General features: G+C 46.0%; 19 protein-coding genes and 1 pseudogene. 15 read left to right on the top strand and 5 right to left on the bottom strand.

The genetic code is table 11. From position 1 onward, the window contains the following. Window positions 1-138 precede the first annotated feature (138 nt). The 3 genes from IPJ02_09705 to IPJ02_09695 form a co-directional block, all read right to left on the bottom strand. Window positions 139-1,410 (bottom strand): NAD(P)/FAD-dependent oxidoreductase, encoded by a 1,272-nt coding sequence (locus IPJ02_09705; GenBank protein ID MBK7375812.1) that lies wholly within the window; start codon window positions 1,408-1,410, stop codon window positions 139-141. Between the two features lie 270 nt (window positions 1,411-1,680). Then, on the bottom strand, window positions 1,681-2,289 hold the full coding sequence (locus tag IPJ02_09700; protein MBK7375811.1) for a hypothetical protein: 609 nt from the start codon (window positions 2,287-2,289) through the stop codon (window positions 1,681-1,683). A 485-nt stretch (window positions 2,290-2,774) separates the two neighbouring features. Continuing rightward, a complete protein-coding gene (locus tag IPJ02_09695; protein MBK7375810.1) occupies window positions 2,775-3,743 on the bottom strand; it encodes a hypothetical protein in 969 nt (322 codons plus the stop codon). Between the two features lie 241 nt (window positions 3,744-3,984). Between IPJ02_09695 and IPJ02_09690 the strand changes: the two genes are divergently transcribed. From IPJ02_09690 to IPJ02_09655, 8 genes are all read left to right on the top strand, one after another. After that, on the top strand, window positions 3,985-5,688 hold the full coding sequence (locus IPJ02_09690) for an NAD(P)/FAD-dependent oxidoreductase (protein ID MBK7375809.1): 1,704 nt from the start codon (window positions 3,985-3,987) through the stop codon (window positions 5,686-5,688). Between the two features lie 222 nt (window positions 5,689-5,910). Then, on the top strand, window positions 5,911-7,077 hold the full coding sequence (locus tag IPJ02_09685) for a DUF2062 domain-containing protein (GenBank protein MBK7375808.1): 1,167 nt from the start codon (window positions 5,911-5,913) through the stop codon (window positions 7,075-7,077). A 3-nt stretch (window positions 7,078-7,080) separates the two neighbouring features. After that, window positions 7,081-10,938 carry a 1-acyl-sn-glycerol-3-phosphate acyltransferase gene (locus IPJ02_09680; protein MBK7375807.1) on the top strand — a complete coding sequence of 1,286 codons (3,858 nt, stop codon included), beginning with the start codon at window positions 7,081-7,083 and terminating at the stop codon, window positions 10,936-10,938. 20 nt (window positions 10,939-10,958) lie between these two features. Further along, entirely contained in the window at window positions 10,959-12,548 is a 1,590-nt protein-coding gene (locus IPJ02_09675) for an NAD(P)/FAD-dependent oxidoreductase (GenBank protein ID MBK7375806.1), read from the top strand. Next, the gene (locus IPJ02_09670) at window positions 12,541-14,202 is read left to right on the top strand and encodes a peptidase C45 (GenBank protein ID MBK7375805.1); all 1,662 of its coding nucleotides are present in this window, start codon (window positions 12,541-12,543) and stop codon (window positions 14,200-14,202) included. Before IPJ02_09675 ends, IPJ02_09670 begins: the two co-directional genes overlap by 8 nt. 89 nt (window positions 14,203-14,291) lie before the next feature. Beyond that, window positions 14,292-14,669, top strand: a complete 378-nt coding sequence (gene acpS, locus IPJ02_09665; GenBank protein MBK7375804.1) for a holo-ACP synthase — start codon at window positions 14,292-14,294, stop codon at window positions 14,667-14,669. 150 nt (window positions 14,670-14,819) lie between these two features. Beyond that, window positions 14,820-16,529, top strand: coding sequence for an FAD-dependent monooxygenase (locus IPJ02_09660; GenBank protein MBK7375803.1), 1,710 nt, complete (start codon window positions 14,820-14,822; stop codon window positions 16,527-16,529). Window positions 16,530-16,564: 35 nt separating this feature from the next. After that, window positions 16,565-17,860 carry an AMP-binding protein gene (locus tag IPJ02_09655; GenBank protein MBK7375802.1) on the top strand — a complete coding sequence of 432 codons (1,296 nt, stop codon included), beginning with the start codon at window positions 16,565-16,567 and terminating at the stop codon, window positions 17,858-17,860. Window positions 17,861-17,865: 5 nt separating this feature from the next. Here the strand turns inward: IPJ02_09655 and IPJ02_09650 are convergent, their stop codons facing one another. Continuing rightward, window positions 17,866-18,462 (bottom strand): hypothetical protein, encoded by a 597-nt coding sequence (locus IPJ02_09650; protein MBK7375801.1) that lies wholly within the window; start codon window positions 18,460-18,462, stop codon window positions 17,866-17,868. An 86-nt stretch (window positions 18,463-18,548) separates the two neighbouring features. Next, a complete protein-coding gene (locus tag IPJ02_09645; protein MBK7375800.1) occupies window positions 18,549-19,133 on the bottom strand; it encodes a hypothetical protein in 585 nt (194 codons plus the stop codon). A 200-nt stretch (window positions 19,134-19,333) separates the two neighbouring features. On the opposite strand from IPJ02_09645, the gene IPJ02_09640 reads away from it, so the two are divergent. From IPJ02_09640 to IPJ02_09610, 7 genes and pseudogenes are all read left to right on the top strand, one after another. Beyond that, a complete protein-coding gene (locus IPJ02_09640) occupies window positions 19,334-20,911 on the top strand; it encodes an aromatic amino acid lyase (GenBank protein ID MBK7375799.1) in 1,578 nt (525 codons plus the stop codon). A 72-nt stretch (window positions 20,912-20,983) separates the two neighbouring features. After that, window positions 20,984-21,712 carry a 3-oxoacyl-ACP reductase FabG gene (gene fabG / locus IPJ02_09635; protein MBK7375798.1) on the top strand — a complete coding sequence of 243 codons (729 nt, stop codon included), beginning with the start codon at window positions 20,984-20,986 and terminating at the stop codon, window positions 21,710-21,712. A gap of 114 nt (window positions 21,713-21,826) precedes the next feature. Next, on the top strand, window positions 21,827-23,047 hold the full coding sequence (locus tag IPJ02_09630) for a beta-ketoacyl-[acyl-carrier-protein] synthase family protein (protein MBK7375797.1): 1,221 nt from the start codon (window positions 21,827-21,829) through the stop codon (window positions 23,045-23,047). A gap of 9 nt (window positions 23,048-23,056) precedes the next feature. Continuing rightward, entirely contained in the window at window positions 23,057-23,314 is a 258-nt protein-coding gene (locus IPJ02_09625; protein ID MBK7375796.1) for an acyl carrier protein, read from the top strand. Then, window positions 23,314-24,191 (top strand): annotated as a pseudogene (locus IPJ02_09620) (lipid A biosynthesis acyltransferase). Before IPJ02_09625 ends, IPJ02_09620 begins: the two are co-directional and overlap by 1 nt. 5 nt (window positions 24,192-24,196) lie before the next feature. After that, on the top strand, window positions 24,197-24,628 hold the full coding sequence (locus tag IPJ02_09615) for a 3-hydroxyacyl-ACP dehydratase (GenBank protein ID MBK7375795.1): 432 nt from the start codon (window positions 24,197-24,199) through the stop codon (window positions 24,626-24,628). Further along, entirely contained in the window at window positions 24,625-25,278 is a 654-nt protein-coding gene (locus IPJ02_09610) for a hypothetical protein (protein MBK7375794.1), read from the top strand. Before IPJ02_09615 ends, IPJ02_09610 begins: the two co-directional genes overlap by 4 nt. Window positions 25,279-25,285 lie beyond the last annotated feature (7 nt).

Below are 25,285 nucleotides of genomic sequence, written 5' to 3'. Positions count from 1 at the left end.
GACGTTGCACTCGTTTAAAACGTTGGGTTCCCAACGATTGAAACGACTTAAACAACTTAAACGATCTAAACGTCTGCAACGACTTAAACGTCTGCAACGACTTAAACGCCTGCAACGATTTTCAACCCTTTCAAAATTCTACTTGATCGCCAGATCACTGATCTCCCTGTTATGCAGCCTTCCCAGTTTCATCCACCGGATCATCGGCCCCAGTATGAACCGTAAGAACCCACGGCTGTAATTCTTATATACGGCTTCCCCGGTAAAGATCCTCGTAAGGTGACGTTGCATGTGCGGACCAATGAACCGGCCGAAAGATGTATCCATCCGCTCCTTGCCAACAGTCATCAGTGTGAACAGCCCGCCGCTGTACCAGGTATTGACCAGCTTTTGCCATACCTGTAATTCATGCATCTGGCTCTTCTCATATTTTCTGAATGCAGCTTCCGTTCCTTCCAAAATGGCATCGGCGGCAGAAAAAGAACTTTTTATCGCAAGAAATAAACCGGAAGAAAAAATGGGGTCCAGGAACCCTCCCGCATCCCCGGCCAGCAACCAGTTGGTTCCATACATCTTTTGAGAGATGAGCTGGTAATTATTATACTGAACCACACCCGTTTCCCGCTTTGCATTTTTAGTGAACTTCACCAGGATTTCATCCGTCTTCAAAATATTATCATACTGCTCTTCCCTTGTTGTTCCATATTTGGATAAGTGCCTGGGATCGATCACCACCCCAACAGAAGTACGGTCGGGCAGCGGTATCCGCCATGTCCAGCCATGCTCCAGGCGATGCAGGTGTATATTATACGGTTCAATTTTTTCCGCATTGCTTAAGTGTGCAAAGATGGCCACGTCTTTACGTTCGCCCTCTTTGGTTGGGATATTCAACAGGCGGGAAATGGCTCTTGAACGCCCCGTTGCATCCACGATCAGATCGGGCTGTCCCTTGAAATGATCACCCGTTGCTGCAATGGTCTCATCCGCTAATTTCAATTCATCGCCATTACCCGTGGTTTCTATTTTAGCCACATGGTTGAAGAAGGTCACGCCTTCCCGAACGGCAAGATCAAAGATGGTCTTGTCGAATTTTAGCCGGGGCACATTGTATGCATAAGGAGGAAGCCCGCCGCCGCCGAAACTGAATGGAGAAGTTGCCTCTTCATCTTTATTGACCCATACAGAAGCCCCGGGTTTGTAGGTGCTGTATGACTTCACCTCGTCTTCCACACCCAGCTTTCTCAGCAGGGGAATGATGGCGGGCAGTAAGGATTCGCCCACAATGATCTCGGGGCGTTTTTCGAGATAAAAAACGGCTACGTTAAAACCTTTCCGCTTAAGCAGCGTTGCCAGTGCGCATCCGGAGGGCCCTCCGCCAATGATGGCAATAGATCGGATATTTCTTTTCATAGGCTGCAAATGTAAAAAAAGAATGGTTAAATCGTTACAAACGTTTCAATCGTTTCAGTCGTTAAGTGCTCAACGTCTTCAACGATTTGCAACGATTTATAACGCCTGCAACGATTTGCAACGTCCCAAACGACTGCAACGAAAAAAAGCCCCCGAAAATCGAAAGGCTTTTGTAAATATCTGTGCCATATTACTCATCCTATACCTGACCCCGGGAAAAGTTCATTATGCTGCATCTTGTATCCTGCATCTTGTATCCCGCATCCCCCATCAAAAGTTAAACGCACCCGCCAAGCCAAAAATATTGGGCTTATTCTCATTGATCCCCTTCATATACGAAAACCGGATCTCGATATTCCTGTGCTTTCTGCCCACACCCAGTCGGATACCGGCATTGGCTGCCGGGCCAAAGCTGTTGGATGAATAGCTATCCACATAAGTACCTGTATAGGGGTCGTAGGTATCGGTTAAAAAATCACCATGGTGATAACCAAAGCCGGCGCCGACAAAATACCCGAATTTTTTTGTGTTCTCTTTGGTTGATCCCCGGCCCATATTCAGGTTGATGATCACCGGGGCGTTCAATACAAAACCGACCGAGCTGTTGTCATACGCATAGCCATACTGGTCGTATGTAGTAGATGTGGTTGCAGAAATTCCAACAACCAGGGGAATACCCGCCGAAACCGACAGGGCTTCTGTTTCTACAAAATTAATACGGGGAAAATAGGTAAAGCCTTCGCCAAAGCCGATATCGGTGTTGCCTCCCTTGCCGGAAGTGCTGCCGATCACGGTAATACCAGCTCCATGCATAAATGTCTGGCTGAATGAGTTGCTTAGAAGAAGTGCAAGGCCAAGGGATAAAATGATCTTTTTCATAAAGGGTTGTTTAAATAACGTTTCGGATAAATAGTAAAATCGGGTGCAAATATAGGATGAAAAAAGGTTGAAGGGTTGAAGGGGTCAGGAGCTCATAAACGGCAACCAAATACTACGCCATTGAACCTTCTGTAAAAAATATTACCAGCTTTGCGTTGTATTTCCTTTGCGCTCTTTGCGGTTACCCTTCGAATTAGTTCAGGGTTGAACCGCAAAGAGCGCAGAGTTTTTCGCAAAGCACGCAAAGGGTGATGTAAGTACTTAGATATGTTTCCAGGTCATTGGCCGGTGGAGACACGAACGAGGGTGGGCCGGGGATTTTCTCCGTGTCTTTGTGGTTCCTTCGGCTTCACTCAGGAGAGACACGAACCAGGGCGAAGGTCCAAAAAACAAAAAAGCTGCCCGGATTATTAAGATCCGGACAGCTTCTCCTGGCTTTACAGGGATAATGTTGAATGATATATTGGAATTCTTTTGTTCTTTTCTTAGCTGAACAGGCCGCCTTTCTTCAGTTCACGGGTACCCTGGCCGATCAGGAATCCATTTTGATAGATCATGATGGTATAGTTACCCTGTTTGAAAGTTGATTTTGGAATGAATGCAAATTCAACATTCTTGGTCTTTGCTGTTTCCAGTTCAACCGGAACCTTTGCGGTGAATGCTTTTTCTCCTTCTTCACGGATGGTGAATGTTTCTGTTCCGGTATTGATTGCCTGGCCATCCGGCCCGATAACCAGTACATATACATCTGTTTTACCAGGCTGGGCAATGCGGTTTGCCACGTCGAAGCTTACAACAAATTTGTCAACACGCTTGGCGGTAGTAGAAACTTTTTCTTTTCCGTTGTTCCTCACATTGATCGGGGTGATGACAATGTTGGAAGCATTTAAGGTAGAAGCTACATCTACTTTTTTCTCCAGTTCCTGCTTAACAACCGTGGTGGCTGTAAGGTCCTGGGTCAGCTTTTCTTTTTCCTGGGTTAAAACAGCCTTGTCGTTTGACAAAGTCTGGTTCTCCATGGTAAGGCGGGCCACATCCTGCTCCAGGGAAGCGATCTTCTCATTCAGGGAAGCGATCAGGGTCTTTGCCCTGCCTAATTCAGATGCGGTAGCATTCTTCTTGTTCAGGATGCTGCGTATCTCTGCTTTTACCTTGGTGATCTCATCGTTCTTTTCAGTCAGCTTGCTTTCCAGGCCGGAGTTAACGGTCGACATGGAGTCGAGCCTTGCCAGTGAAGCATCAAAACTGTTCTGCAGGTCACTTTTTTCAGTGGTTACTTTTGCAATTTGCGTTTCCTGCTGCTGTAAGGTCTGCGATGTTTGATTTCTTGAATACAGCATGTAACCCGATACGGCAACAAGAGCTGTGGCAAGTACACCAATAGCTATATTCTTATAGTTCTTTGCCGGTGCAGCCTGTGGAGCTGGTGGGGTTGGAAAATTCGTCTCAGTCATAATATTAAATTTAGAAGGTTAAACGTGTTAATAAGTATTAAATTGATACCTGAGATACAAAACCAAAACCGTGCCATACTATTATTTTAACCCATTGAAGCGGACTTAGAGGCAAATCTAAAGCAGATATTAAATGTTAATAAAGGGAAAAATAATTCTGATGAACCCTGGGTGAAAACCTTCAAAACCTTGTTATACATATGGTAGTTTGCTTTATTAAAAGGAGTATCTTCCAACGGCAATGACTAAAGAAAAGGTATTTGATACTATAATTATTGGTTCCGGGGCCGGCGGCCTGTCTGCAGCCCTTTGTCTTGCAAGGGCAGGACAAAAAGTGGCTGTTATTGAACAACATTATGTGCCCGGGGGCTGGTGCCATAGTTTTTACATAGATGGCCAGCGCTTCAGTCCGGGGGTTCATTATATCGGTTCCATGGATAATGGGGGCTCTGCCCGCAATTTATACGAGGGCCTTGGCATAGCCAATGAACTTGTTTTTTTCAGGATGAACCCTTCCGGTTATGAACATTGCTGGCTTGGCGATGAACGCATTGACATGCCCGCAGGCATCGAAAACCTGTATGAATCTCTTTCAAAACGCTTTCCCGCAGAGAAAAAAGGCTTAAAAAAATACCTGGCCCTTGTTAAAAAAGTAAGCGACCAGATACAGCTCATTCCTAAAATGAGCGGCTTTTGGGACAACCTGACCATTGCTTACCGCACCAGGCACCTGGGTAAATACGGGTTATTCAGTTTAAAACGGGTAATTGGCTGGCATATTAAAGACCCCCTTTTGAGGAAAGTTCTGAACATACAATGCGGCGATCATGGGTTACCTCCTTCCAAGGCCAGTTTCCCCTTCCATTGTGCACTGATGGACCATTATTTTAACGGGGGATTCTATCCAATGGGGGGCGGGGCCGCCATTGTGAAAGCCTTTACCAATGCAATAAAAAAATACGGGGGAGAGATACATACCGGGCAGGCTGTAAAAAAGATATTGCTGGAACCGCATCCCGATAGCTATCGGGACGATAACCATCGGGGGAAAAAAGCCATTGGAGTAGAATTACAGAATGGGGAGCAGCTCATGGCAAAAAATATTATTTCCAACGCTGACCCGGAAACAACCTTTAAAATGGTGGGACACGAAAACCTGGGCAGCAAATTTCTGAAGAGACTGGAAAAGACCCGCTATTCCGTAACCTCACTTATATTTTTCATTACCGTGGAAATGGATATACGCAAAGCCGGACTGGATTCCGGGAATATCTGGTTCATGCCCAAAAAAGATATGGATGAGCTGCACGAGGGTATGGCAGGCGAAGATATTTTACAGCCCGGTGAATTTGATTCGCTCTTTATCAGCTGCTCTTCTTTAAAGGACCCGTTGAGTTATAACGGTAAACTGCATACCATCGAAGCGATCACATTCATTGATTACGATTCTTTTAAAGCCTGCATGGGAGTTCCCGGGGAAAATGATCAGAAATACCAGGAAATAAAAGAGCGCTTATGCCAGAAATTGATGAATACCTTTAAAAGAATATTGCCGGACGTATATGCGAATATGGTGCATCTTGAATTAGGCACCCCCTTTACTAATAAACATTATATCAACGCCACCCGGGGCAATGTATATGGCACGGAAAAAGGATTCTGGCAAACAGGACCGTTCTCATTCACTTCAAAAACGAAAATTGAGAGCCTGTTCCTTTGCGGAGCAAGCACCATGTCGCACGGGGTTTCCGGAGCCAGCTATTCGGGAGTAAAAGCAGCTGCAGAAATCCTTGGCTGCAATGAAGCCGACCTGCTGAAAAAAGACGAATCGCAGGAGTTGCGTGTATTTGAAGCAGAAGACAGTTCCGCATGGCCCGAATGGATGAAGCAACGGCTGGCTGCTAAACAAAAACGCTCGGAGAATAAGATGAAGATCGCAGTGTGAGTCGTTGAAGTCAGGTCAATCGTTTCAGCCGTTTTAAACGTCTGCAACGATTTGCAACGCTGCAACGATTTATAACGTCTGAAACGTCCTAAACGTAAAACAGCCTCCCCGTTATTCCCTTTATTGTTTTAATTTTACCGCTACCCTGCCAAGGGTTTCATTTAATGCCAAATAAAGACAATAATGACCGGTTCTGTTTCCCCGAAGGAGAAAGCTGATGTTTTGAGGGCCTGTGTTATTATTCCTACCTATAACAATGCCGCCACCCTTGCCGGAGTGATCGAAGACACAGCCGGCTACTGCAACCATATCATTGTGGTGAATGACGGCTCTACCGACGATACCGCATCAATTGTCAACTCATTTCCATTTGTGCAATTCGTGAGCTATGAAAAAAACATGGGTAAGGGATGGGCACTGCGTAAAGCATTCAGGTATGCAATGGATAAAGGATATAAATATGCCATAACCATCGATTCAGACGGACAACATTTTGCAAAAGACCTTCCCCTTTTTTTTGATAAGGCAGAAGAAACCCCCCGTGCCATCATCATCGGCGCCCGTAATATGAACCAGGAATCTGTTCCCGGCGGCAGCAGTTTTGGCAATAAGTTCTCCAACTTCTGGTTCAAGGTGGAAACTGGCATCAGCAGCCCCGACACCCAATCGGGGTATCGCCTTTATCCACTGGAACCATTGCAGAAAATGAGATTCTTCACCCGTAAATACGAATTTGAGATCGAAGTGCTGGTAAGGGCTTCCTGGAAAGGTGTTGGGGTGGAATCGGTACCGGTAACGGTTTATTATGCACCCAAAGAAGAAAGGGTTTCTCATTTCAGGCCATTCAAGGATTTTTTCCGGATCAGTGTGTTGAACACGTTGCTGGTATTGATCGCATTCCTTTATATAAAGCCACGGGATTTTATCCGGACCCTGTTCAATAAAAAGAAACTGGGCAAGTTGCTGGATGATCACCTGTTCAACACACAGCAGCCGGCACAGCTTAAAGCCATTTCCGTTGCCTTTGGCATATTCATGGGCATTGTTCCCATCTGGGGTTTCCAGCTGGTAGCCGCCATATTCCTGGCTGTTCTGTTCAACCTGAACAAACCCCTGGTCATCATTGCAGCCAACATCAGTATCCCGCCCATGATCCCGGTCATTATATTCCTGAGCTATAAAATGGGCGCATTCTGGATGGGGGCCAATGCCATGCAGATAAGCTTCAGCAAGACCATCACCCTTGATTCGATAAAAAACAACCTGCTTCAATATATTTACGGCAGCATAACGCTGGCCATTGTTGCCGGCATTGTTTTCGGGATACTCACGTTCATTTTTTTAAAACTGACGGGCAAAAAACAACCCGTTGTTACAGGGGCAGATTAGGGCATGGAAAAAATATTACTTCACATCCACCGGTTTTACAGCAGGCATAAACCTGTTCTGTACGGAAGTTTTGCCGCCCTTTTCCTGATGGCTGCCTGGTTTGCCACGCAGTTGAAGTTTGAAGAAGATATTTCCAGCATCCTCCCCAACGATAAGAAGATCGAAAAACTGAACGAGGTTTTCCAGAACTCGAAGTTCATGGATAAGCTGGCGGTCACGGTTTCCATGAAAGATACGTCTGCGGTACCGGAGCCCGACAGCCTGGTAGCTTATGCAGACCGCCTTGTGGAAGGCATCCGGGGAACACTTTCTCCCTTTGTCCGGAAGATCAATGATAAGGTAGATGATGAATTTGCGATGGAACTGTTCGGTACCATCAGCAGCCACCTGCCGGTATACCTTGAAGAAAAAGATTATAAAGCGATCGATTCTCTCATTACTCCTGAAGCGGTTAAACAAACCCTGGAACAGGATCTCCGCACACTCAGCTCGCCTGCCGGCATTGCGCTCAAAAGCATGATCAGCAAAGACCCGGTAGGCATCAGTTTCCTGGGAATAAAAAAAGTACAGCAGCTGCAATACGATGAGAACTTTGAGCTGTATGATAATTACGTGGTGACCAGGGACAGGAAGCACCTCCTGTTGTTCATCACACCGGAATACCCGCCCAATAACACCGGTAAGAACGCCCTGCTGCTCAGGGGCCTCGATAGCCTCATCAATAAAAACAGCGGCGGTGATATTACCGCTTCCTATTTTGGCGCCACGGCGGTTTCGGTAGGCAATGCATTGCAACTGAGAAAAGACTCCTTGCTCACGCAGGGGATCACCGTTCTTTTCATCATTGTTTTTTTAGGGATCTATTTCCGTAAAAAAAGAGCCCCTTTTCTCATCCTGATACCGGTGCTGTTTGGCGCTACGTTTTCACTGGCGGCCATTTATTTTATCAGGGGGAAGATATCGGTAATTGCATTGGGTACGGGTTCGGTGGTGCTGGGGATCGCTGTCAATTACTCCCTGCATGTCTTTAACCATTACCGACATACCCGGAACATGCAGCAACTGATCCGTGACCTGGCCATGCCTATGACCGTGGGGAGTTTCACCACCATCGGCGGCTTTTTGTGCCTGCAGTTTGTTGAATCGGAAATGCTGAAGGACCTGGGACTCTTTGCTGCATTCAGTCTCATCGGCGCTTCGCTCTGCTCACTCATCTTCCTGCCCCATTTCATTGTTTCAAAAAAAGAGCAGGTTCAGCATAGTAAAAATGATTTTTCCCTGATCGATAAGGTCGCATCGTTCCGTCCCGAGTATAATAAATACCTGGTACTGATCATTCTCATCCTTACGGTTATTTTTTCTTTCCAGGCGGGCAATGTACGTTTTGAATCAGACCTGCAGAACATGAATTTCATGAGCAGCGGTTTAAAGGAGTCGGAACAGAAACTGAACAGGATCAATCAATACGCCCTGCAGTCTGTGTACATCGTAACCGAAGGGAAGACGCTGGACGAAGCACTGGTGAACAATGAAAAACTGATGGCACAGGTTGAAGACCTGCAGGACAGGGGTATCGTAAAAAAATACTCCGGAGCCTCATCACTTATCATATCAGCCTCCCTGCAGAAGGCCCGGATTGAAAAATGGAAGCAATACTGGACACCAGGAAAGAAAGAAGCATTAATGAGCAGCTTGCTTAAAGAAGGCGCCGCTTTAAAGTTCAATGCCTCGGCATTTGATAATTTCAAGATGCTGCTGGATAAGGAATATGAACCGGTGGGTGCTGATGCGATGGCGGATGTGCGTAAAAACTTCCTGGATGATTACATCACCGAAAAGCCCGGAAAAGCAACGGTGGTTACCCTGGTAAAAGCCATACCGGAAAAAAGAGCGGAAGTGTATAAGGCTTTTGAAAAGGAGAGCAATGTTACGGTGCTCGACAAACAATACCTTACCAACCGTTTTGTGGAGATCATCAATGCCGATTTCTCCCGCATCGCTTTAATGACCTCGCTGCTGGTGTTCTTTGTGCTGCTGCTCATGTACGGGAGAATAGAACTTACCCTGGTCTCCTTCATTCCCATGTTCATCAGCTGGCTCTGGATACTGGGCATCATGGCCATGGCGGGCATACAGTTCAACATCATCAACATCATTGTATCGGCACTGATATTCGGCCTGGGAGACGACTACAGTTTGTTCATCATGGACGGGCTGCTGCAGGAATATAAAACAGGAAAAAAGAACCTGTCATCTTTCAAATCTTCCATCATCTTATCGGCCGTTACCACCATTGCCGGCCTGGGTGTCTTGATCTTTGCAAAGCACCCGGCATTGCGTTCCATCGCATTCATTTCCATCATCGGTATCCTCTGCGTGGTCATCATGGCGCAGATACTCATACCCTTCCTGTTTTCTCTTCTGATACGGAACCGGGTAAAGCGTAACCGTTTTCCATGGACACTCTGGGGCTTTATAAAATCTTCCTTTGCATTCTCCTATTTTATCGGCTGGAGTGTGACCTTCACCCATATTGCCTGGATATTTGCCCTGTTCAACATAAAAGAAAAAGGCAAACTGCTTTATCACCGCATCATTGCCCGGGTTTGCCGGCGGCTGGTGTATATCATGATCAACGTAAAAAAGAAGATCATTAATCCACAGAACGAAAAATTTGAGACGCCAGCCATCATCATTGCCAATCACCAGTCATCGCTTGACATCCTGCCGCTGATCATGCTGCACCCCAGGCTCATCATGTTCACCAATAACCGCATCTGGAATTCACCACTCTTTGGAAAAGTGATCCGCATGGCAGATTATTTTCCGACGGAACAGATCGAAAAGGACATCAGCCTCGTGGAAGACCGGATCCGGAACGGCTACTCGGTAATTATTTTTCCGGAAGGCACCAGGTCGGAAGACGGGGTGATCAAACGTTTTCATAAAGGGGCATTCTACCTGGCCGAAAAACTGAACGTGGATATCCTGCCCATCATGATACATGGCACCGATTATACATTGACCAAGCAGGACCAGCTTTTAAAAGACGGCCAGCTTACAGTAAAGTTCCTGCCCAGGATAAAACCGGAAGATAAACGTTTTGGGGAGGGTTATGCCGAGCGGTCGAAAACGATCGGGCGGTATTTCCGGGATGAATTCAGCCTGCTTAAAAGAGAAATTGAACAGCCTGCCTACTTCCGGGAGAAGCTCATATATAATTACCTGTACAAGGGCCCCGTGCTGGAATGGTACATGCGGGTAAAGACCAAACTGGAGAAGAACTACCAGCCCTTTCATGACCTGGTTCCGGAACAAGGGAAGATACTTGATATTGGCTGCGGCTATGGGTTCATGTCGTATATGCTTTCTTTTACCTCTCCGCAACGGGAGATCACCGGGATAGATTATGACGGGGAGAAGATTGACACGGCAAATCATTGCTTCAGCAAAACAGATAGCATTAATTTTGTGCACAGTGATGTAATGGGGTTCGCTTTTGAAAGGTACGATGCCATCATCCTGGCCGATATGCTGCATTACCTGCCACGGGCAGAGCAGGAACAGGTGATGGAAAAATGCATCAGCAACCTGAATGCCGGCGGAATGATCATAATACGGGATGGGGACAGTGACAAGGCGGAACTGCACAAAAAAACAAAGCTTACCGAGTTCTTCTCAACCACGGTCCTGAATTTTAATAAAACAAAAGAAAGCGGGTTATGTTTCTTATCGGGGAAAATGATCCGGGCGGTGGCAGCCGAAAACGGTTTGTCCTGCCGGGAAATACCCGATTCGAAACTTACTTCGAATACGATATTTATTTTAGGGAAGCAAAGTGCAATGGTTGAATATGGTTGAAAGTGGTTGAAATTCGTTGAATGTCGTTTAAACCTTTAAACCATTTTCAACCACTTTCAACCCAATTAACAGCTTGTGGCATAAAAAATAACAGATTGAAAAAAGAATTCGACATCATAATAATCGGCAGCGGCATGGGTGGCCTTATTTGTGCTGATGTACTGGGCCGGGAGGGATATAAGGTCTGCGTACTGGAGAAGAACAAACAGGTGGGCGGCAGCCTGCAGACCTATGTACGTGACCGGGTGATCTTTGATTCGGGTGTGCATTACCTGGGTGGGCTGGGCAAGGGGCAGAATCTTTACCAGGTGTTCAAATACCTGGGGCTGATGGATAAACTCAAGCTGCAGAAAATGGATGAAGACGTATTTGACAAGATCATTATTGAGAACGATGAAAAGGAATATGTTTTTGCACAGGGCTACGAGAATTTTATCCGGCACCTGTTGAAGGATTTCCCCGGCGAAGAAAAAGCATTGCGGACCTATTGCGATAAGATCAAAGAAGTGTGCAGTAAATTCCCTTTATACAACTTACGGTCCGGCGGCGATGTAAATGAAAAAACAACAGTGCTGGAGATCGATACGCAGGCATTCATTGAATCCATCACTTCCAACAAAAAACTGCAGGCAGTGCTGGTGGGCAATAATATGCTGTATGTACTGCAGGGTAACAAGACGCCGTTCTATGTTCATGCCATGATCCTGAACAGCTATATAGAAAGCTCGTGGAAATGCATCGACGGCGGCTCGGCCATTGCAAAATACATGGTGCAGAATATCCGGCAGCATGGCGGAGATATACGGCGCAATACCGAAGTGAAACGCATTGTAGTGGAGAACGGGAAAGCAACATCAGTGGAACTGGCCGACGGGTCACATTTATATGCCAATGTTTTCATCAGCAATATGCACCCGGTGCGGACACTGGAGATGACAGAGACCACGCTCATCAAACCGGCTTACCGCAGCCGGGTAAAAGAACTGGAGAACACGGTTTCGTCGTTCATTGTAAATGTTGTTTTTAAAAAAGACGCATTTCCCTACCTGAAGAACAATTATTATTACCACAAGGAAGGGCATATCTGGAACATGGCAGACCACAATGAAGCCAACTGGCCTTTGTGTTATTCATTATTCTTTTCTGCTTCTTCCAGGTCGGATGTTTATGCCGAGTCGATGACCATCCTGGCCTACATGAAATTTGACGAAGTGAAACAATGGGCGGGTACGGTCAATACCGTATCAAATGAAACCGACCGGGGACAGGATTACGAGGAATTCAAGAAAAGAAAAGCGGAAAAACTGATCGACCTGGTGCAGGAAAAATTTCCGGGCCTGCGGGATGCCATACGATCCTACTATACGGCCACGCCCCTTTCTTACCGGGATTATATTGGTAACGATGACGGCTCGATGTACGGCATAGCGAAAGACTACCGCAACCCGTTAAAAACATTCATCTCTCCCCGTACCAAAATATCCAACCTCTACTTAACCGGGCAAAACCTTAATTTACATGGGGTGCTGGGCGCCACCATGAGCGGGCTGGTAACCTGTATTGCCCTGCTGGGAAATGAAGACATCATTGAAAAAGTAAGAAATGCTTAAAAGAAGGAAATTCTGGAGAAGGGTTCTTTATGTGCTGGGAGCGTTCGTGCTGCTGCTGGTGATCGGCGCTGTTTATATAGTCCAGGTTTCAAAAGTGGATCCGCCAAAAGTTGCGGACATGAGCAGCCTGCAACTGCAGCGTATTGATCACGGCAATGGATTCTATACCATTAAGGACAACTGGTTCCGGCACAGCAAAAGCGGTTTGTATGAATTATACGTGGAAGGCGATCCGTTCGAGCGGGGCGTTATCAACGGCAGGCTTACCCGCGAACTGGTGATCAGGCAGGAAGACCATTTTGCGGAACAGATCGAAAAAATGATCCCGTCTGAATTCAAACGGAATTTTTTGAAGTACCTCATCGGGTGGTTCAACCGCAACCTGGATAAAAATGTTACAGAAGAATACGAGGAAGAGATCTATGGGGTATCAGAATCTGCATCTCCCAAATACCAATACCTTGGCACCAACTACCAGCGCATTTTAAATTACCATGCCGCACACGATATTGGCCATGCCGTTCAAAACCTGGCCATGGTAGGATGTACATCATTCGGAACATGGGGGGCCATGTCGCAGGACAGCACAATGATCATCGGCCGCAATTTCGATTTTTATGTGGGGGATAAATTTGCCGAAGACAAGATCGTCGCTTTTTTCAACCCCACGCAGGGGCATAAATTCATGACGGTTACCTGGGGCGGATTTACCGGCGCAGTATCCGGGATGAACGACCAGGGAGTTTCCGTTACCATCAATGCAGCCAAATCGAGTCTACCTACCGGATCGGCTACACCGGTATCATTGGTAACAAAAGAAATTTTGCAATATGCAAAGAATATAAAAGAGGCCATTGCCATTGCCCGGTCAAGAAAGATGTTTGTTTCAGAGTCTTTTTTAGTGGCGTCCGCTTCCGACAACAAAGCGGTCATCATTGAAAAAACACCGGATGACCTGGATGTATATGACCCGAAAAAGGATTTTATCGTTTGCACCAATCATTTTCAAAGCAAGGGCCTGGGAAAAACAAAGATGAATATTGAACAGGAGAACGAAAGTGCCTCTCCCTACCGCTATAAAAGAATGATGGAGCTGCTGAATGTAAACGGGAAGAATACCGTTCAGAAAACGATCCGTATCCTGCGTGACCGGAAAGGACTGAACAATGCCGATATTGGTATGGGCAACGAAAAAGCCATCAACCAGCTCATCGCCCATCATTCCATTGTGTTTGAACCTAAAAAATTATTGGTCTGGGTCTCCACTTCACCCTGGCAACTGGGCGAATACGTGGCATACGACCTGAACAGGATCTTTGCATGGAAGGGCATGAAGGAGAACAGGGAGATCGCCGACAGCAGCCTTGCCATTGCGGCAGATTCATTCCTGCTGACCCCCGCCTATAAGAACTTTGTGGTATTCAGGAACCTCAAGCAACGGATCATGGACGGCGGCGAGGTGAACGCAGATAGTTTGGTAGCAAGCAATCCGGAGTTTTATAATGCCTATGTGCTGGCGGGTGATTATCTTTTCAAAAAGAAAAAATATGCAGAGGCGCTAAAAAATTACCAGCTTGCTCTTACAAAAGTAATTGCAACAAAGAAGGAGGAGGACCATATAAAAGAGCAGATCAAAAAGATCAATAAAAACTGAACCACATAGACACATAGATCACATAGGTTGTTTTCTATGTTTCCTATGTGCCTATGTGGTTCAAAAAATCACCAGATAAAACAAACATCATGATCCTAGGCATCGGCACCGACCTGATCGAAGTGGAACGGGTGGCCGAAAAGATGGAAAAGAAATCCGGCTTTAAGGAATTGGTTTTTTCGCCGGCAGAAATTATTTATTGTGAATCAAAGACCAATAAGTACGAACACTATGCCGCCCGCTTTGCAGCCAAAGAAGCCTTCTTAAAAGCGATCGGCACCGGCTGGCGGAGCGGAACGGCCTTCCATGAAATTGAAGTGTATAATGATGGTGAAGGAAAGCCGGAGTTACGTTTTTCAGGTACAACGGCGGATACCGTTGCTGAAATGAGAATAGGAAATATTTTCGTTTCGCTCTCCCACCTTAAGACAATGGCATGTGCCATGGTGATCATTGAATCCCGTTAAGCTGCCGCCGGATTTTTCAAAGCATTTATTGACCGTCGAACCTTCTGATAAATACCGGCCGCTATATTAAACAAGATCAACCCATCCTGTATTTATACTTTGTGATTCTACTGTTTAATTTATTACTTTTAATAGTATAAAATAATCTTTATGCATGATCAGTATGATGTGGTGATACTTGGCGGAGGGCTTGCAGGTCTGACGCTTTCCTTACAGCTTAAAAATGCAAAGCCCGGCCTTTCCATTCTTGTACTGGAAAGAAGAGAAGCAGACGCGGCTGTTGCAGCACATAAAGTGGGTGAATCAACGGTAGAGCTCGGAACTCATTATTTACGGGAGGTATTGAACCTGAAAGATTATTTAGAAGAACATGAACTTCCCAAACATGGCCTGCGCTTTTTTTTCAGATCACATACCAAGGATGATATTGCAAGCCGTGTTGAATTAGGCCCGCGGCTACGGCTGCCGGTGCCAAGTCACCAGCTTGACAGGGGGACCGTGGAAAATTACATGATGCGGTTGACCAGGGAAAAAGGGACCGACCTGGTACTGGGAGCAAAAGTTTCCAATGTGGATCTTGACAGGGATGCCGGTCACCGCGTTTCTTATATCCGGAACGGCGAAGAGATCACCGTTCGCTGCCGTTGGGTGGCAGATGCATCCGGCAGGTCCAGCATACTGAAGCGCAAACTGCAGTTCCAGAAGCCGATGGAACATCATACCAATGCAGTGTGGTGGAGGCTTAAAGGGGTTATCGATATTGATACATGGACCAACAACAAGGAATGGCGATCATACCTTGAGCCGGGGTTAAGGTATTTAAGCACGGTCCATTTCATGGATACCGGTTATTGGTTATGGGTCATTCCATTGGGGTCTAAGAACACCAGCATCGGAATTGTTGCAGACCCGGCCGTTCATCCGTTTGAAACATTCAACACCTACGAAAAGGCAGTGGAGTGGATGAAAAAGAATGAACCATTGCCTTACAAAATGCTGGAACCGCTCGGGCATGGAGATGGTTTGCTGGATTTTAAGATACTGAAACACTATGCCCATCATACCGAACGGATATATTCGGCAGACCGCTGGGCAACCACCGGTGAATCGGGCCCTTTTTTAGATCCGCTTTATTCACCCGGAACTGATTTCATTGCGTTGAATAATTCCTGGTTAAGTGATCTGATACTCCGTGATATGGACGGGGAGGATATTTCCGGGCGTGCCACCATTTATGAAAAATCACACCTTGCATTGGTGGATAGCTGGATACCGGTTTACCAGAATAAATACCTGTTGATGGGAAACACCCAGATCATGGTGATAAAAATATTCTGGGACTGGGCAACATACTGGGCAATACCTTCACATTTGTTTGCCAACAAGGCATTTACCAATCTCCGGATACTTAAAGAACTTTTTGTTGCGCCCGATAGCCTGGGCAGGAAGTTCGGACGCCTGAATAAAATAATGCAGGACCTTTTTCTTGAATGGCTGCCTTTTGAGAACCGGGTATTTTCTAACCGCTATATTGATCCTTTTGACCTGGCTGTTTTAAGAAAATTCCAGGAAGAAATAGAAGTACAGCGTAACCCGGGGGAAATGGTCACACAGATCGAAAAGAATATGAATATCCTGGAACAATTGGCCGTTGCGATCTTCCGGTTCATAAGTACAGAGGTGAACGGAACAGCCCCTGACATAAAGGTCAACCCGTATACCATCAACCTGGGAAAAAAGGAAAATGCAATGATGCTGGATACCGGATCGGCCGATGCGATCACTCCCGGCCCCTCCATTATTAAAGATGTGGAACTGATGTGGTTTTACCCGAAAGCAGTAACAGAAACAGCAGGATGATCATGGATCAGGCGAATGACAATAATTGAAAATATATGAACTATTCTCCCGAAGCAGCATTTGAAAGCAAGGAACAGATCAAACGGATGCAGGAAAAAAAACTGCAGGAATCCGTTGCATACCTGAATGAACGTTCTCCCTTTTACCGGGAACTGTTCACCAGTGCCCGGTTCAATGTAAAAGGGATCAAGACCATTGAAGACCTTTCGGTGATACCGGTTACGGTGAAGGAAGACCTGCAGCAGCGTAACAATGATTTTTTATGTGTGCCTAAGAACAGGATCATAGAATACAGTTCCACTTCCGGTACACTGGGCAGCCCGGTTACCATTGCGCTTACCGAAAATGACCTCGGCCGGCTTACATACAATGAATACTCCTCTTTTGTAAGTGCCGAAGGATCGGCAGATGATATTTACCAGCTGATGCTGACGCTTGACCGGCAATTCATGGCGGGCATGGCCTATTATGCCGGCCTCCGCAAATTAGGCGCAGGCATTATCCGGCTTGGTCCCGGTGTACCCTCCCTGCAATGGGAGACCATCCAGCGATTGAAGCCAACGGCCATTGTTGCGGTCCCTTCCTTTATCCTGAAGCTGGTACAATTTGCAAATGAACATAAGATCGATGTTAATTCTTCAACAGTAAAGAAAGCGATCTGCATCGGGGAAAATATCCGCAACACCGATTTTTCCCTGAACACATTGGGCAAACGCATCACCGACGCCTGGAACATCAAATTATTCTCTACCTATGCTTCCACCGAAATGCAGACCGCCTTTACGGAATGCAGCGAGTGTAAAGGAGGGCACCTGCAACCCGATCTTCTGATCGTGGAACTGCTGGATGAAATGAATAAGCCGGTTGCAGCCGGTGAACCGGGTGAAGTGACCATTACCACCCTGGGTGTGGAAGGCATGCCCCTGCTTCGCTACAAGACAGGCGATATATGTGTGTATGATGATGCACCATGCAAATGCGGCCGCAACACATTACGGTTGTCCCCGGTGATGGGAAGAAAAAAACAAATGATAAAATACAAGGGCACCACCTTATACCCACCTTCCATTTTTGACTTGTTGAACGAAATGGAAGAAGTACAGGATTTTGTTGCCGAAGTATATTCCAATGATATAGGTATGGATGAAGTGATGCTGCACCTGCTGCCGCTGAACAGCAGCGAAGAGATCAACCGTAAGATACGGTCCAACCTGCAGGCCCGCTTACGGGTGAGTCCGCATATCCGGTACGTATCCAAAGAGGAGATGCAGAAGATACAGTTCCCTGAAGGAAGCCGGAAGGCGATCAGGTTTATCGACAGGAGGAATTAAAAGATCTAATCTTTATTCTTGCTTATGAATTTACCAACCTTCTGCCCGGATAGGTAATAGGCATCAGCGATCCTGGATCCGGCATCAAAAGCTGCTCCCCGGAACATGTTCTCGCCGGGCCTTTCGACAGAAAGAACGACAAGTTTTTTTGACGGGTTGGCCGTTTCTACAATAGTAACCGTTCCGTCAATGCCCGCATTTCTTTTTGAAACCCCAACGCTGTAACCCGGTTCCAGCGCTTTGGTATTAAAGAGGAGGGTGTATTTCGCATCCTTGCTGACCGTCATTTTACTGAGGTTTGTAAAACCAAGGATGAACTTCGGGCCAAATTTCGTGGCTTTGTCTTCTTCCCATTTCCGTGCCCAGATCTCCCCGCTTCCTTTTTCCTTGTCATTCAGTTCGGTCCTTTTCCTTTTTATATAGTCTGCTTCTTTGCCATCATCGCCCACGGTCATCTTATCATAGGTAAACTCAATGTTGATCGAGTTCTCCTCCTTTAAAATGGAAAGATCGCCCCTGGTCAGGTCAACCTGCTGTGCATAAGCGCTGATAGAACTAACCAGGATGGCTGCAATGGCCAGTAGCATTTTAATAGTTTTCATTTGGTATGATCGTTTGGTTTAACAGTGGCAAAAATAAAGACTTCCTTTTTATGGGAAGTCTTTATTCATTTTTGTTGTTAATTTCTTTATTTCAGGTATTTACCCAGCCTTTTGCCAGACACGGCATACGATTCCTGTATCCGTAGTCCAGTATCGTAATCATACCCGCCATAAATCCTTCCGGGTGCATTGGATATGGTGAACTCCGCCAGTTTATTTGATTTATTGGCCGTTTCAACGATCCACGCTTCGGCATCGATCTCTGCATTTTTCCGGCTGATCACAATATTATAACCCGGTTCAATGGAAGTGGTTTTGAATACAAGGGTGTATTTGGCATCTTTTTTTACGGTCATACCGGTGGCATCCTGGAATTCGTTGATGAACCGGGGCTCAAATCTTGATTCCCGGTCACTGACCCAGCTCCTGGCCCAGGAGTCGCCCCTGCCCGGCTCTTTTTTGTTGTATTCATCTGTTTTTGCCTTGATATAATCGGCTTCCACATCATATTTGCCTACGCTCAGGCCGTCGTATACAAATTCAATGTTAATAGTGGATTCATTCTTAATAATATTCTCGTTGCCGCTCTTGGTTTTGATCCGCTGAGCATTGGCTGTCAGGGAGCCCAGGACAATAAGGGAAATAGCAAATAAACCAGTTATGCGTTTCATATGAAAAGTTGTTTTTAGGTGATAATTAATTAAAAGTATAAAAAAATCCGGCAATAAAAATACCCAATCGCCACAAATTTGTTGTACCCTGTTTTTATACCTTCAAGGTATGGCAGGTCAAAAAAATAAAATTTGAAATCTTTATTCTATTTTTACCTGAATAGTTACCAAACAATTTAATTGCAGATAAAATTCGGATCATGGTACATGTTGGAGACAGAGCCCTTTCCTTAGATGATTTCTCTGATATACTTTTCAAGGAAAAGAAGGTTGCTTTAGATAAAAAGACGGTTGAAAAAGTGGATGTGAATTTCCGGTTTTTGAAGAATTTCTCCTCGAATAAGCTCATTTACGGCATCAATACCGGTTTTGGCCCCATGGCCCAGTATAAGGTAAGTGAAGAGAACATGCTTCAGCTTCAGTATAACCTGATCCGGAGCCACAGTTCCGGCAGCGGAAACCTGATGTCGCACATCATGGTAAAAGCAGTAATGATTGCCCGGCTCAACAGCCTCATGCAGGGCTATTCCGGGGTTCATCCCGAAACAGTGGAGCTGCTCAGGGAACTGATCAATAAAAACGTGACCCCCTGTATTTATGAGCACGGCGGCGTAGGAGCCAGCGGCGACCTGGTTCAACTGGCACACCTGGGCCTGGTATTGATCGGCGAGGGAGAAGTAATTTATAACGGAGAGGTTCAGCCAGCGGCACAGGTATTTTCCCGGCTGAAGATTAAGCCGCTGACCATCCATATACGGGAGGGACTGGCCATCCTAAATGGCACTTCGGCCATGACCGGCATCGGCATGTTAAATATTATACAGGCGCAAAAACTATTGGAATGGTCGGTGATGCTTTCGGCCATGATCAATGAAGTGGTGGAAGCGTTTGACGACCATTATTCCTATGAATTGAACGTGGTAAAACATCATAAAGGACAGAATAAAGTTGCTGCCCAGCTCCGGGATATCCTGAAGGACAGTAAAATGATCCGCAACCGTTCGGAGCATTTGTATAATCCCGAGAAACTCGACCAGGAGGTCTTCCAGGACAAAGTGCAGGAGTACTATTCATTGCGCTGTGTTACCCAGGTGCTGGGCCCCATTTACGATACCATCTGCCAGTCAGAAAAAGTGGTGGTGGATGAACTCAATTCGGTCAATGATAACCCGGTGATCGATCACGAGAACCAGAATATTTTTCATGGCGGCAATTTCCACGGCGATTATGTTTCGCTGGAGATGGATAAATTAAAGATCGCTGTTACCAAGCTGTCCATGCTTTCGGAAAGGCAGCTGAATTATTTACTGAATGAAAAGCTGAACCAGAAATTCCCGCCCTTTGTGAACCTGGGTGTACTGGGCTTCAACTTCGGGATGCAGGGGATGCAGTTTACGGCAACTTCCACGGTGGCCGAGAACCAGACCATGTCTTTTCCCATGTATGTACACAGCATACCGAATAACAACGACAACCAGGACATTGTAAGCATGGGCTGTAATGCTGCGTTGATGACCAGGCGGGTCATCAACAATTCGTTTGAAGTGCTTGCCATACAGATGATGACGGTGCTGCAGGCGATCGATTACCTGAAATGCACCGACCGGCTCTCCTCCGAGACCCATCATATTTATTCGGAAGTGAGAAAGATATTCCCCAGCTTTATTGAAGACAAACCCAAATACAAAGACCTGGAAAGGATCAAAAACTATTTTGAGAAGGCCGACCCTGTTATTTCCTTCAAATTAGGGATCGTACCGGAACAAATTACTTCCTGATTTGTTGAAAAGAAAGCAACCAATTAATAAATGGTACCGGCAAATAATATTACCGCCAAATAATAAATTCAGATGAAATTTGCATTAGTAACGGGAGGTTCAAGAGGTATTGGAAGGGCTGTTTGTATTGAATTGGCCGGGATGGGATATAATGTGCTCATCAATTACAGATCGAATGAAACGGAAGCATTGCAAACCCTTGCCCTTGTAAAAGAGAAAGGGATGGATGGAGAGATCATCCGGTTTGATGTTTCGGACAAGGAACAGATAAACAGCAAACTGGGCGGCTGGATGGAAGCCAATGAAGATAAAGTGATCGAAGTGCTGGTGAATAATGCCGGCTTACGGGACGACGGGCTGATGATGTGGATGAAAGATGAACAATGGGACCGGGTGGTAAACACCAGTCTTGACGGGTTCTTTTATGTTACCCGGTTGGTGGTGAACAGTATGCTGATGAAAAAATATGGCCGTATCATTAATATTGTTTCCCTTTCGGGCATAAAGGGAATGGCGGGGCAAGTCAATTATTCCGCGGCCAAAGCCGGCGTGATAGGCGCCACCAAGGCCCTGGCACAGGAGATAGCCCGGAAGGGGATCACCGTGAATGCGGTGGCGCCGGGATTTATTAAGACAGATATGACCAGTGACCTGAATGAGAATGAACTGAAGGCCATGATACCGGTAAAACGGTTTGGTTCACCCGAAGAAGTGGCAAAAACGGTTGGGTTCCTGGCTTCACAAGGGGCTTCTTATATAACCGGGGAAGTTATTTCTGTGAATGGCGGGTTGTATACCTGATGGTGAATTAGTTATTGAGTCATTGAGTCATTAAGTCATTGGGAGACCACTAAACCCAAAGAGACTTACCAATGACCAGTGACTAGTGACTAATATCCAATGACATAAAAAATTATGAACAGGGTAGTTATAACAGGCATGGGTATTTATTCCTGCATAGGAAAGAACCTCGAAGAGGTAAGGGACTCGCTGTACAAAGGAAGGTCCGGTATCATACTCGACCCGGTGCGTAAAGAGTATGGTTACCGTTCGGGGCTGACCGGCTATGTAGATAAACCCGACCTGAAAGGAAAATTAGACCGGCGGGCACGTATCATGCTGCCTGAGCAGGGGGAATATGCGTACCTGGCCACCATCGAAGCGTTGGCAAATGCCGGTATTGATGCCGATCATATCCAGGCGAACGAGATCGGGATCTTATATGGTAACGACAGTTCGGGCAAAGCGGTGATAGAAGCGGATGATATCATCCGGGAGAAAAAAGATACCACGCTGGTAGGCTCGGGAGCGGTTTTTCAAACCATGAACTCGACCGTGACCATGAACCTGGCAACCATCTTTAAACTGAGGGGTATAAATTTTACGATCAGTGCAGCCTGTGCCAGCGGGTCTCATTCCATAGGCCTTGGTTATCACTTTATAAAAACGGGTTTACAGGATTGTATCATTTGCGGGGGCGCCCAGGAGATAAACCATTTATCCATGGGAACCTTTGATGCCCTCTCTGCATTTTCGATCCGGGAATCGGATCCAACCCGTGCCTCCCGCCCGTTTGACCGGGACCGGGATGGATTGATCCCCAGCGGAGGTGCTGCAACGGTTATACTGGAAAGCCTGGAGTCGGCACAAAAAAGAGGGGCGAAGATCCTGGGCGAAGTGATCGGTTATGGGTTCTCATCCAATGGCGGCCATATTTCAAACCCAACCGTTGAGGGTCCGGTCCGGTCATTGCACAGGGCATTGAAAGACGCCGGGATAGATGCAAAGGAAATTGATTATATAAATGCACATGCCACATCAACGCCGGCGGGCGATGCCAGCGAGGCAAGGGCGATTGATGAAGTTTTTGGGCAGTACAAACCGTTGGTAAGTTCAACAAAATCCATGACCGGCCATGAATGCTGGATGGCGGGGGCCAGTGAGATCGTTTATTCATTGCTCATGATGCAAAACTCCTTTGTGGCGCCCAATATCAATTTTGAGAACCCGGATGAGGATTCGGCCAAACTCAATATTGCAAAAAGTGCCATAGAAAAAGATATAGTTGTATTTTTGTCCAACTCTTTTGGATTCGGAGGAACGAATTCCTCCCTGATCATCCGAAAACTGAATTAAAAAACTGCTATGACGAATACAGAAATTATTGAGAAAATTCACGAATTCCTTATCGAGGAATTTGAGGTGGAAGCAGAAAAACTTGTACCCGAAGCCAATTTAAAAGAAACCCTGGGCTTAGACAGTCTGGATTATATCGACCTGGTGGTGGTTATCGAAAGCAATTTTGCCTTTAAGGTCAAACCCGAAGATTTTACCAACATAGCCACTTTCGGGGATTTTTGCGACTACGTGATCTCCCGTGTGAATTCTAAAGAAATGGCATAATGTCTTCCTGGCATGGAAAATCAAAAGGAACCCCGTTGGGGTACCGCATCTTTGTATGGGTATTACGGACTTTTGGTGTTTTGCCTGCTTACTTCCTTTTGCACTTTGTGGTGCCTTATTACTTCCTGTTTTCCTACAGATCATCGCGGCAGATCTATCATTTATATCACTACCGGCTTGGTTATGGGAAGATCTCTTCTGTAAGAAAACTGTACATGAATTATTATATGCTCGGTCAAAGCATCATTGATAAAGTGGTGGTGATGTCGGGGATCAGAAATAATTTCAGCTTTGATTTTGATGGAGAGGAAAACCTGCAAAAGATCGCCGCACAAAAAAAAGGCGGCATATTGCTCAGCGCCCATATCGGCAACTGGGATGTGGCCGGTCATTTATTCAGGAGGCTGGAAACCCCGGTGAATATTGTATTGTACGATGGCGAACATGAACAGATAAAAGAATACCTGGAAGGGGTGACCGGGAAGCGGGTGATGAAGATCATCGTTATTAAAAACGATCTTTCGCATATTTACGCAATAAATGATGCCCTTGCCGGCAACGAACTCGTTTGCATGCATGCCGACCGGTTTATGGAAGGCAATAAGACCATGTCGGCCGCTTTCCTGGGGGAAAAGGCAAAGTTCCCGATGGGGCCTTTCCTACTGGCCGCTAAATTTAAAGTGCCGGTGTCTTTTGTTTTTGCCATGAAGGAAAGCAAAATGCATTATCATTTCTTTGCCAGTGAAATAAAGAATATAGCAATGCAGACAAGCAATCCGTAATGCAGGAGATGCTGAACGATTTTGTCGGCGAGATGGAAGGGAAACTCAAACAATATCCCGATCAGTGGTTTAATTATTATAATTTCTGGCAATAAACATAATGGCAACGGAGAACATACTGGAACTGATCCCTCAAAAACCACCCTTTGTGATGGTGGATGAGCTGTTGGCCTGTGCTGACAATACGGCCACCACCCGGCTAACCATACGGGCAGATAATATTTTTGTACAGGATGGTGAGTTTAAAGAGCCCGGCCTGGTGGAAAATATTGCACAGACAGCCGCCGCCCGTTCAGGCTATGTTTCTAAAACGGAGAACAGGCCGGTGCCCGTTGGTTATATCGGCGCTGTGAACAACCTGCAGGTGCATGCATTGCCCGGAACCGGCGATGAATTAATTACTGAAATTACCATAGAAAATCAGATTTTTGATGTAACATTAATATCCGGGAAAATAACCTGCAACGGAAATATTATCGTGCAGTGTACCATGAAAATATTTATTAATCAAATTAAAAATCCCCAATCATGAAACGTTTACTAAAAAGCAAATGGCTTGTTGCTGTATTTATCTTTTTGGGTGGCAGCGCAGCTTCTTCCGCACAATCATTGAAAGATGTATTTAACAACAGCGAATCACCGCTGGTTTACCTGGGTATTGATTTCAGCCAGGCCCGCCTGCTGGATGTGGGCAATGCCAGCGATATACGTGGCCGGCTCTACGGCAGTATCAACAACCTGGTGATCGATGAACCCAAAAAATATGACCTGAGGGGGGTTTTCCGCAAAAGCAATATGCCGAATGACATCAGTGCGGCGCTCAAAAGCAGTGAAAAAGCAAACCTGAACGACATCATCTCCACCAACTCATCGGATTTCAGCCGCTTAAAAGAATCTGACATTGCGGCCATTGTTAAGCAACTGGATATCTCCGGGAAAGATGGTGTTGGGGTATTGTTTGTAATGGAAGCCATGCGCAAGGTTGATAAAAAAGGGGATGCGGCTATCTGGGTCACATTCATTGACATGAAATCGAAAAAAGTGCTGATGACAGAACGGATGGTAACAGAAGCAAAGGGCGGTTTTGGTTTCCGTAATTACTGGGCTTCCACCATCAAAGAACTGCTTGATGACATTGACAAGAAAAAATACAAAGAGTGGCGGAATAAAAGCAACAGCTGACCGGCGT

It is taken from the genome of Chitinophagaceae bacterium, assembly GCA_016710165.1.
In the GTDB taxonomy this organism is placed as follows: Bacteria; Bacteroidota; Bacteroidia; order Chitinophagales; family Chitinophagaceae; genus Ferruginibacter.
The sequence above is the reverse complement of the archived record's forward strand: the minus strand, read 5'-3'. Positions and strand labels throughout refer to the sequence as shown.

Excerpts from the sequence above, each read along its gene's own strand:
- IPJ02_09670 (MBK7375805.1), top strand. The coding sequence starts at position 12,541 with ATGCTTAAAAGAAGGAAATTCTGGAGAAGGGTTCTTTATGTGCTGGGA.
- IPJ02_09645 (MBK7375800.1), bottom strand. The coding sequence starts at position 19,133 with ATGAAACGCATAACTGGTTTATTTGCTATTTCCCTTATTGTCCTGGGC.
- IPJ02_09630 (MBK7375797.1), top strand. The coding sequence starts at position 21,827 with ATGAACAGGGTAGTTATAACAGGCATGGGTATTTATTCCTGCATAGGA.
- IPJ02_09650 (MBK7375801.1), bottom strand. The coding sequence starts at position 18,462 with ATGAAAACTATTAAAATGCTACTGGCCATTGCAGCCATCCTGGTTAGT.
- IPJ02_09690 (MBK7375809.1), top strand. The coding sequence starts at position 3,985 with ATGACTAAAGAAAAGGTATTTGATACTATAATTATTGGTTCCGGGGCC.
- IPJ02_09610 (MBK7375794.1), top strand. The coding sequence starts at position 24,625 with ATGAAACGTTTACTAAAAAGCAAATGGCTTGTTGCTGTATTTATCTTT.
- IPJ02_09680 (MBK7375807.1), top strand. The coding sequence starts at position 7,081 with ATGGAAAAAATATTACTTCACATCCACCGGTTTTACAGCAGGCATAAA.
- IPJ02_09705 (MBK7375812.1), bottom strand. The coding sequence starts at position 1,410 with ATGAAAAGAAATATCCGATCTATTGCCATCATTGGCGGAGGGCCCTCC.
- IPJ02_09695 (MBK7375810.1), bottom strand. The coding sequence starts at position 3,743 with ATGACTGAGACGAATTTTCCAACCCCACCAGCTCCACAGGCTGCACCG.
- IPJ02_09700 (MBK7375811.1), bottom strand. The coding sequence starts at position 2,289 with ATGAAAAAGATCATTTTATCCCTTGGCCTTGCACTTCTTCTAAGCAAC.
- acpS (MBK7375804.1), top strand. The coding sequence starts at position 14,292 with ATGATCCTAGGCATCGGCACCGACCTGATCGAAGTGGAACGGGTGGCC.
- IPJ02_09625 (MBK7375796.1), top strand. The coding sequence starts at position 23,057 with ATGACGAATACAGAAATTATTGAGAAAATTCACGAATTCCTTATCGAG.
- IPJ02_09675 (MBK7375806.1), top strand. The coding sequence starts at position 10,959 with ATGTCGTTTAAACCTTTAAACCATTTTCAACCACTTTCAACCCAATTA.
- IPJ02_09655 (MBK7375802.1), top strand. The coding sequence starts at position 16,565 with ATGAACTATTCTCCCGAAGCAGCATTTGAAAGCAAGGAACAGATCAAA.
- IPJ02_09615 (MBK7375795.1), top strand. The coding sequence starts at position 24,197 with ATGGCAACGGAGAACATACTGGAACTGATCCCTCAAAAACCACCCTTT.
- IPJ02_09660 (MBK7375803.1), top strand. The coding sequence starts at position 14,820 with ATGCATGATCAGTATGATGTGGTGATACTTGGCGGAGGGCTTGCAGGT.
- fabG (MBK7375798.1), top strand. The coding sequence starts at position 20,984 with ATGAAATTTGCATTAGTAACGGGAGGTTCAAGAGGTATTGGAAGGGCT.
- IPJ02_09640 (MBK7375799.1), top strand. The coding sequence starts at position 19,334 with ATGGTACATGTTGGAGACAGAGCCCTTTCCTTAGATGATTTCTCTGAT.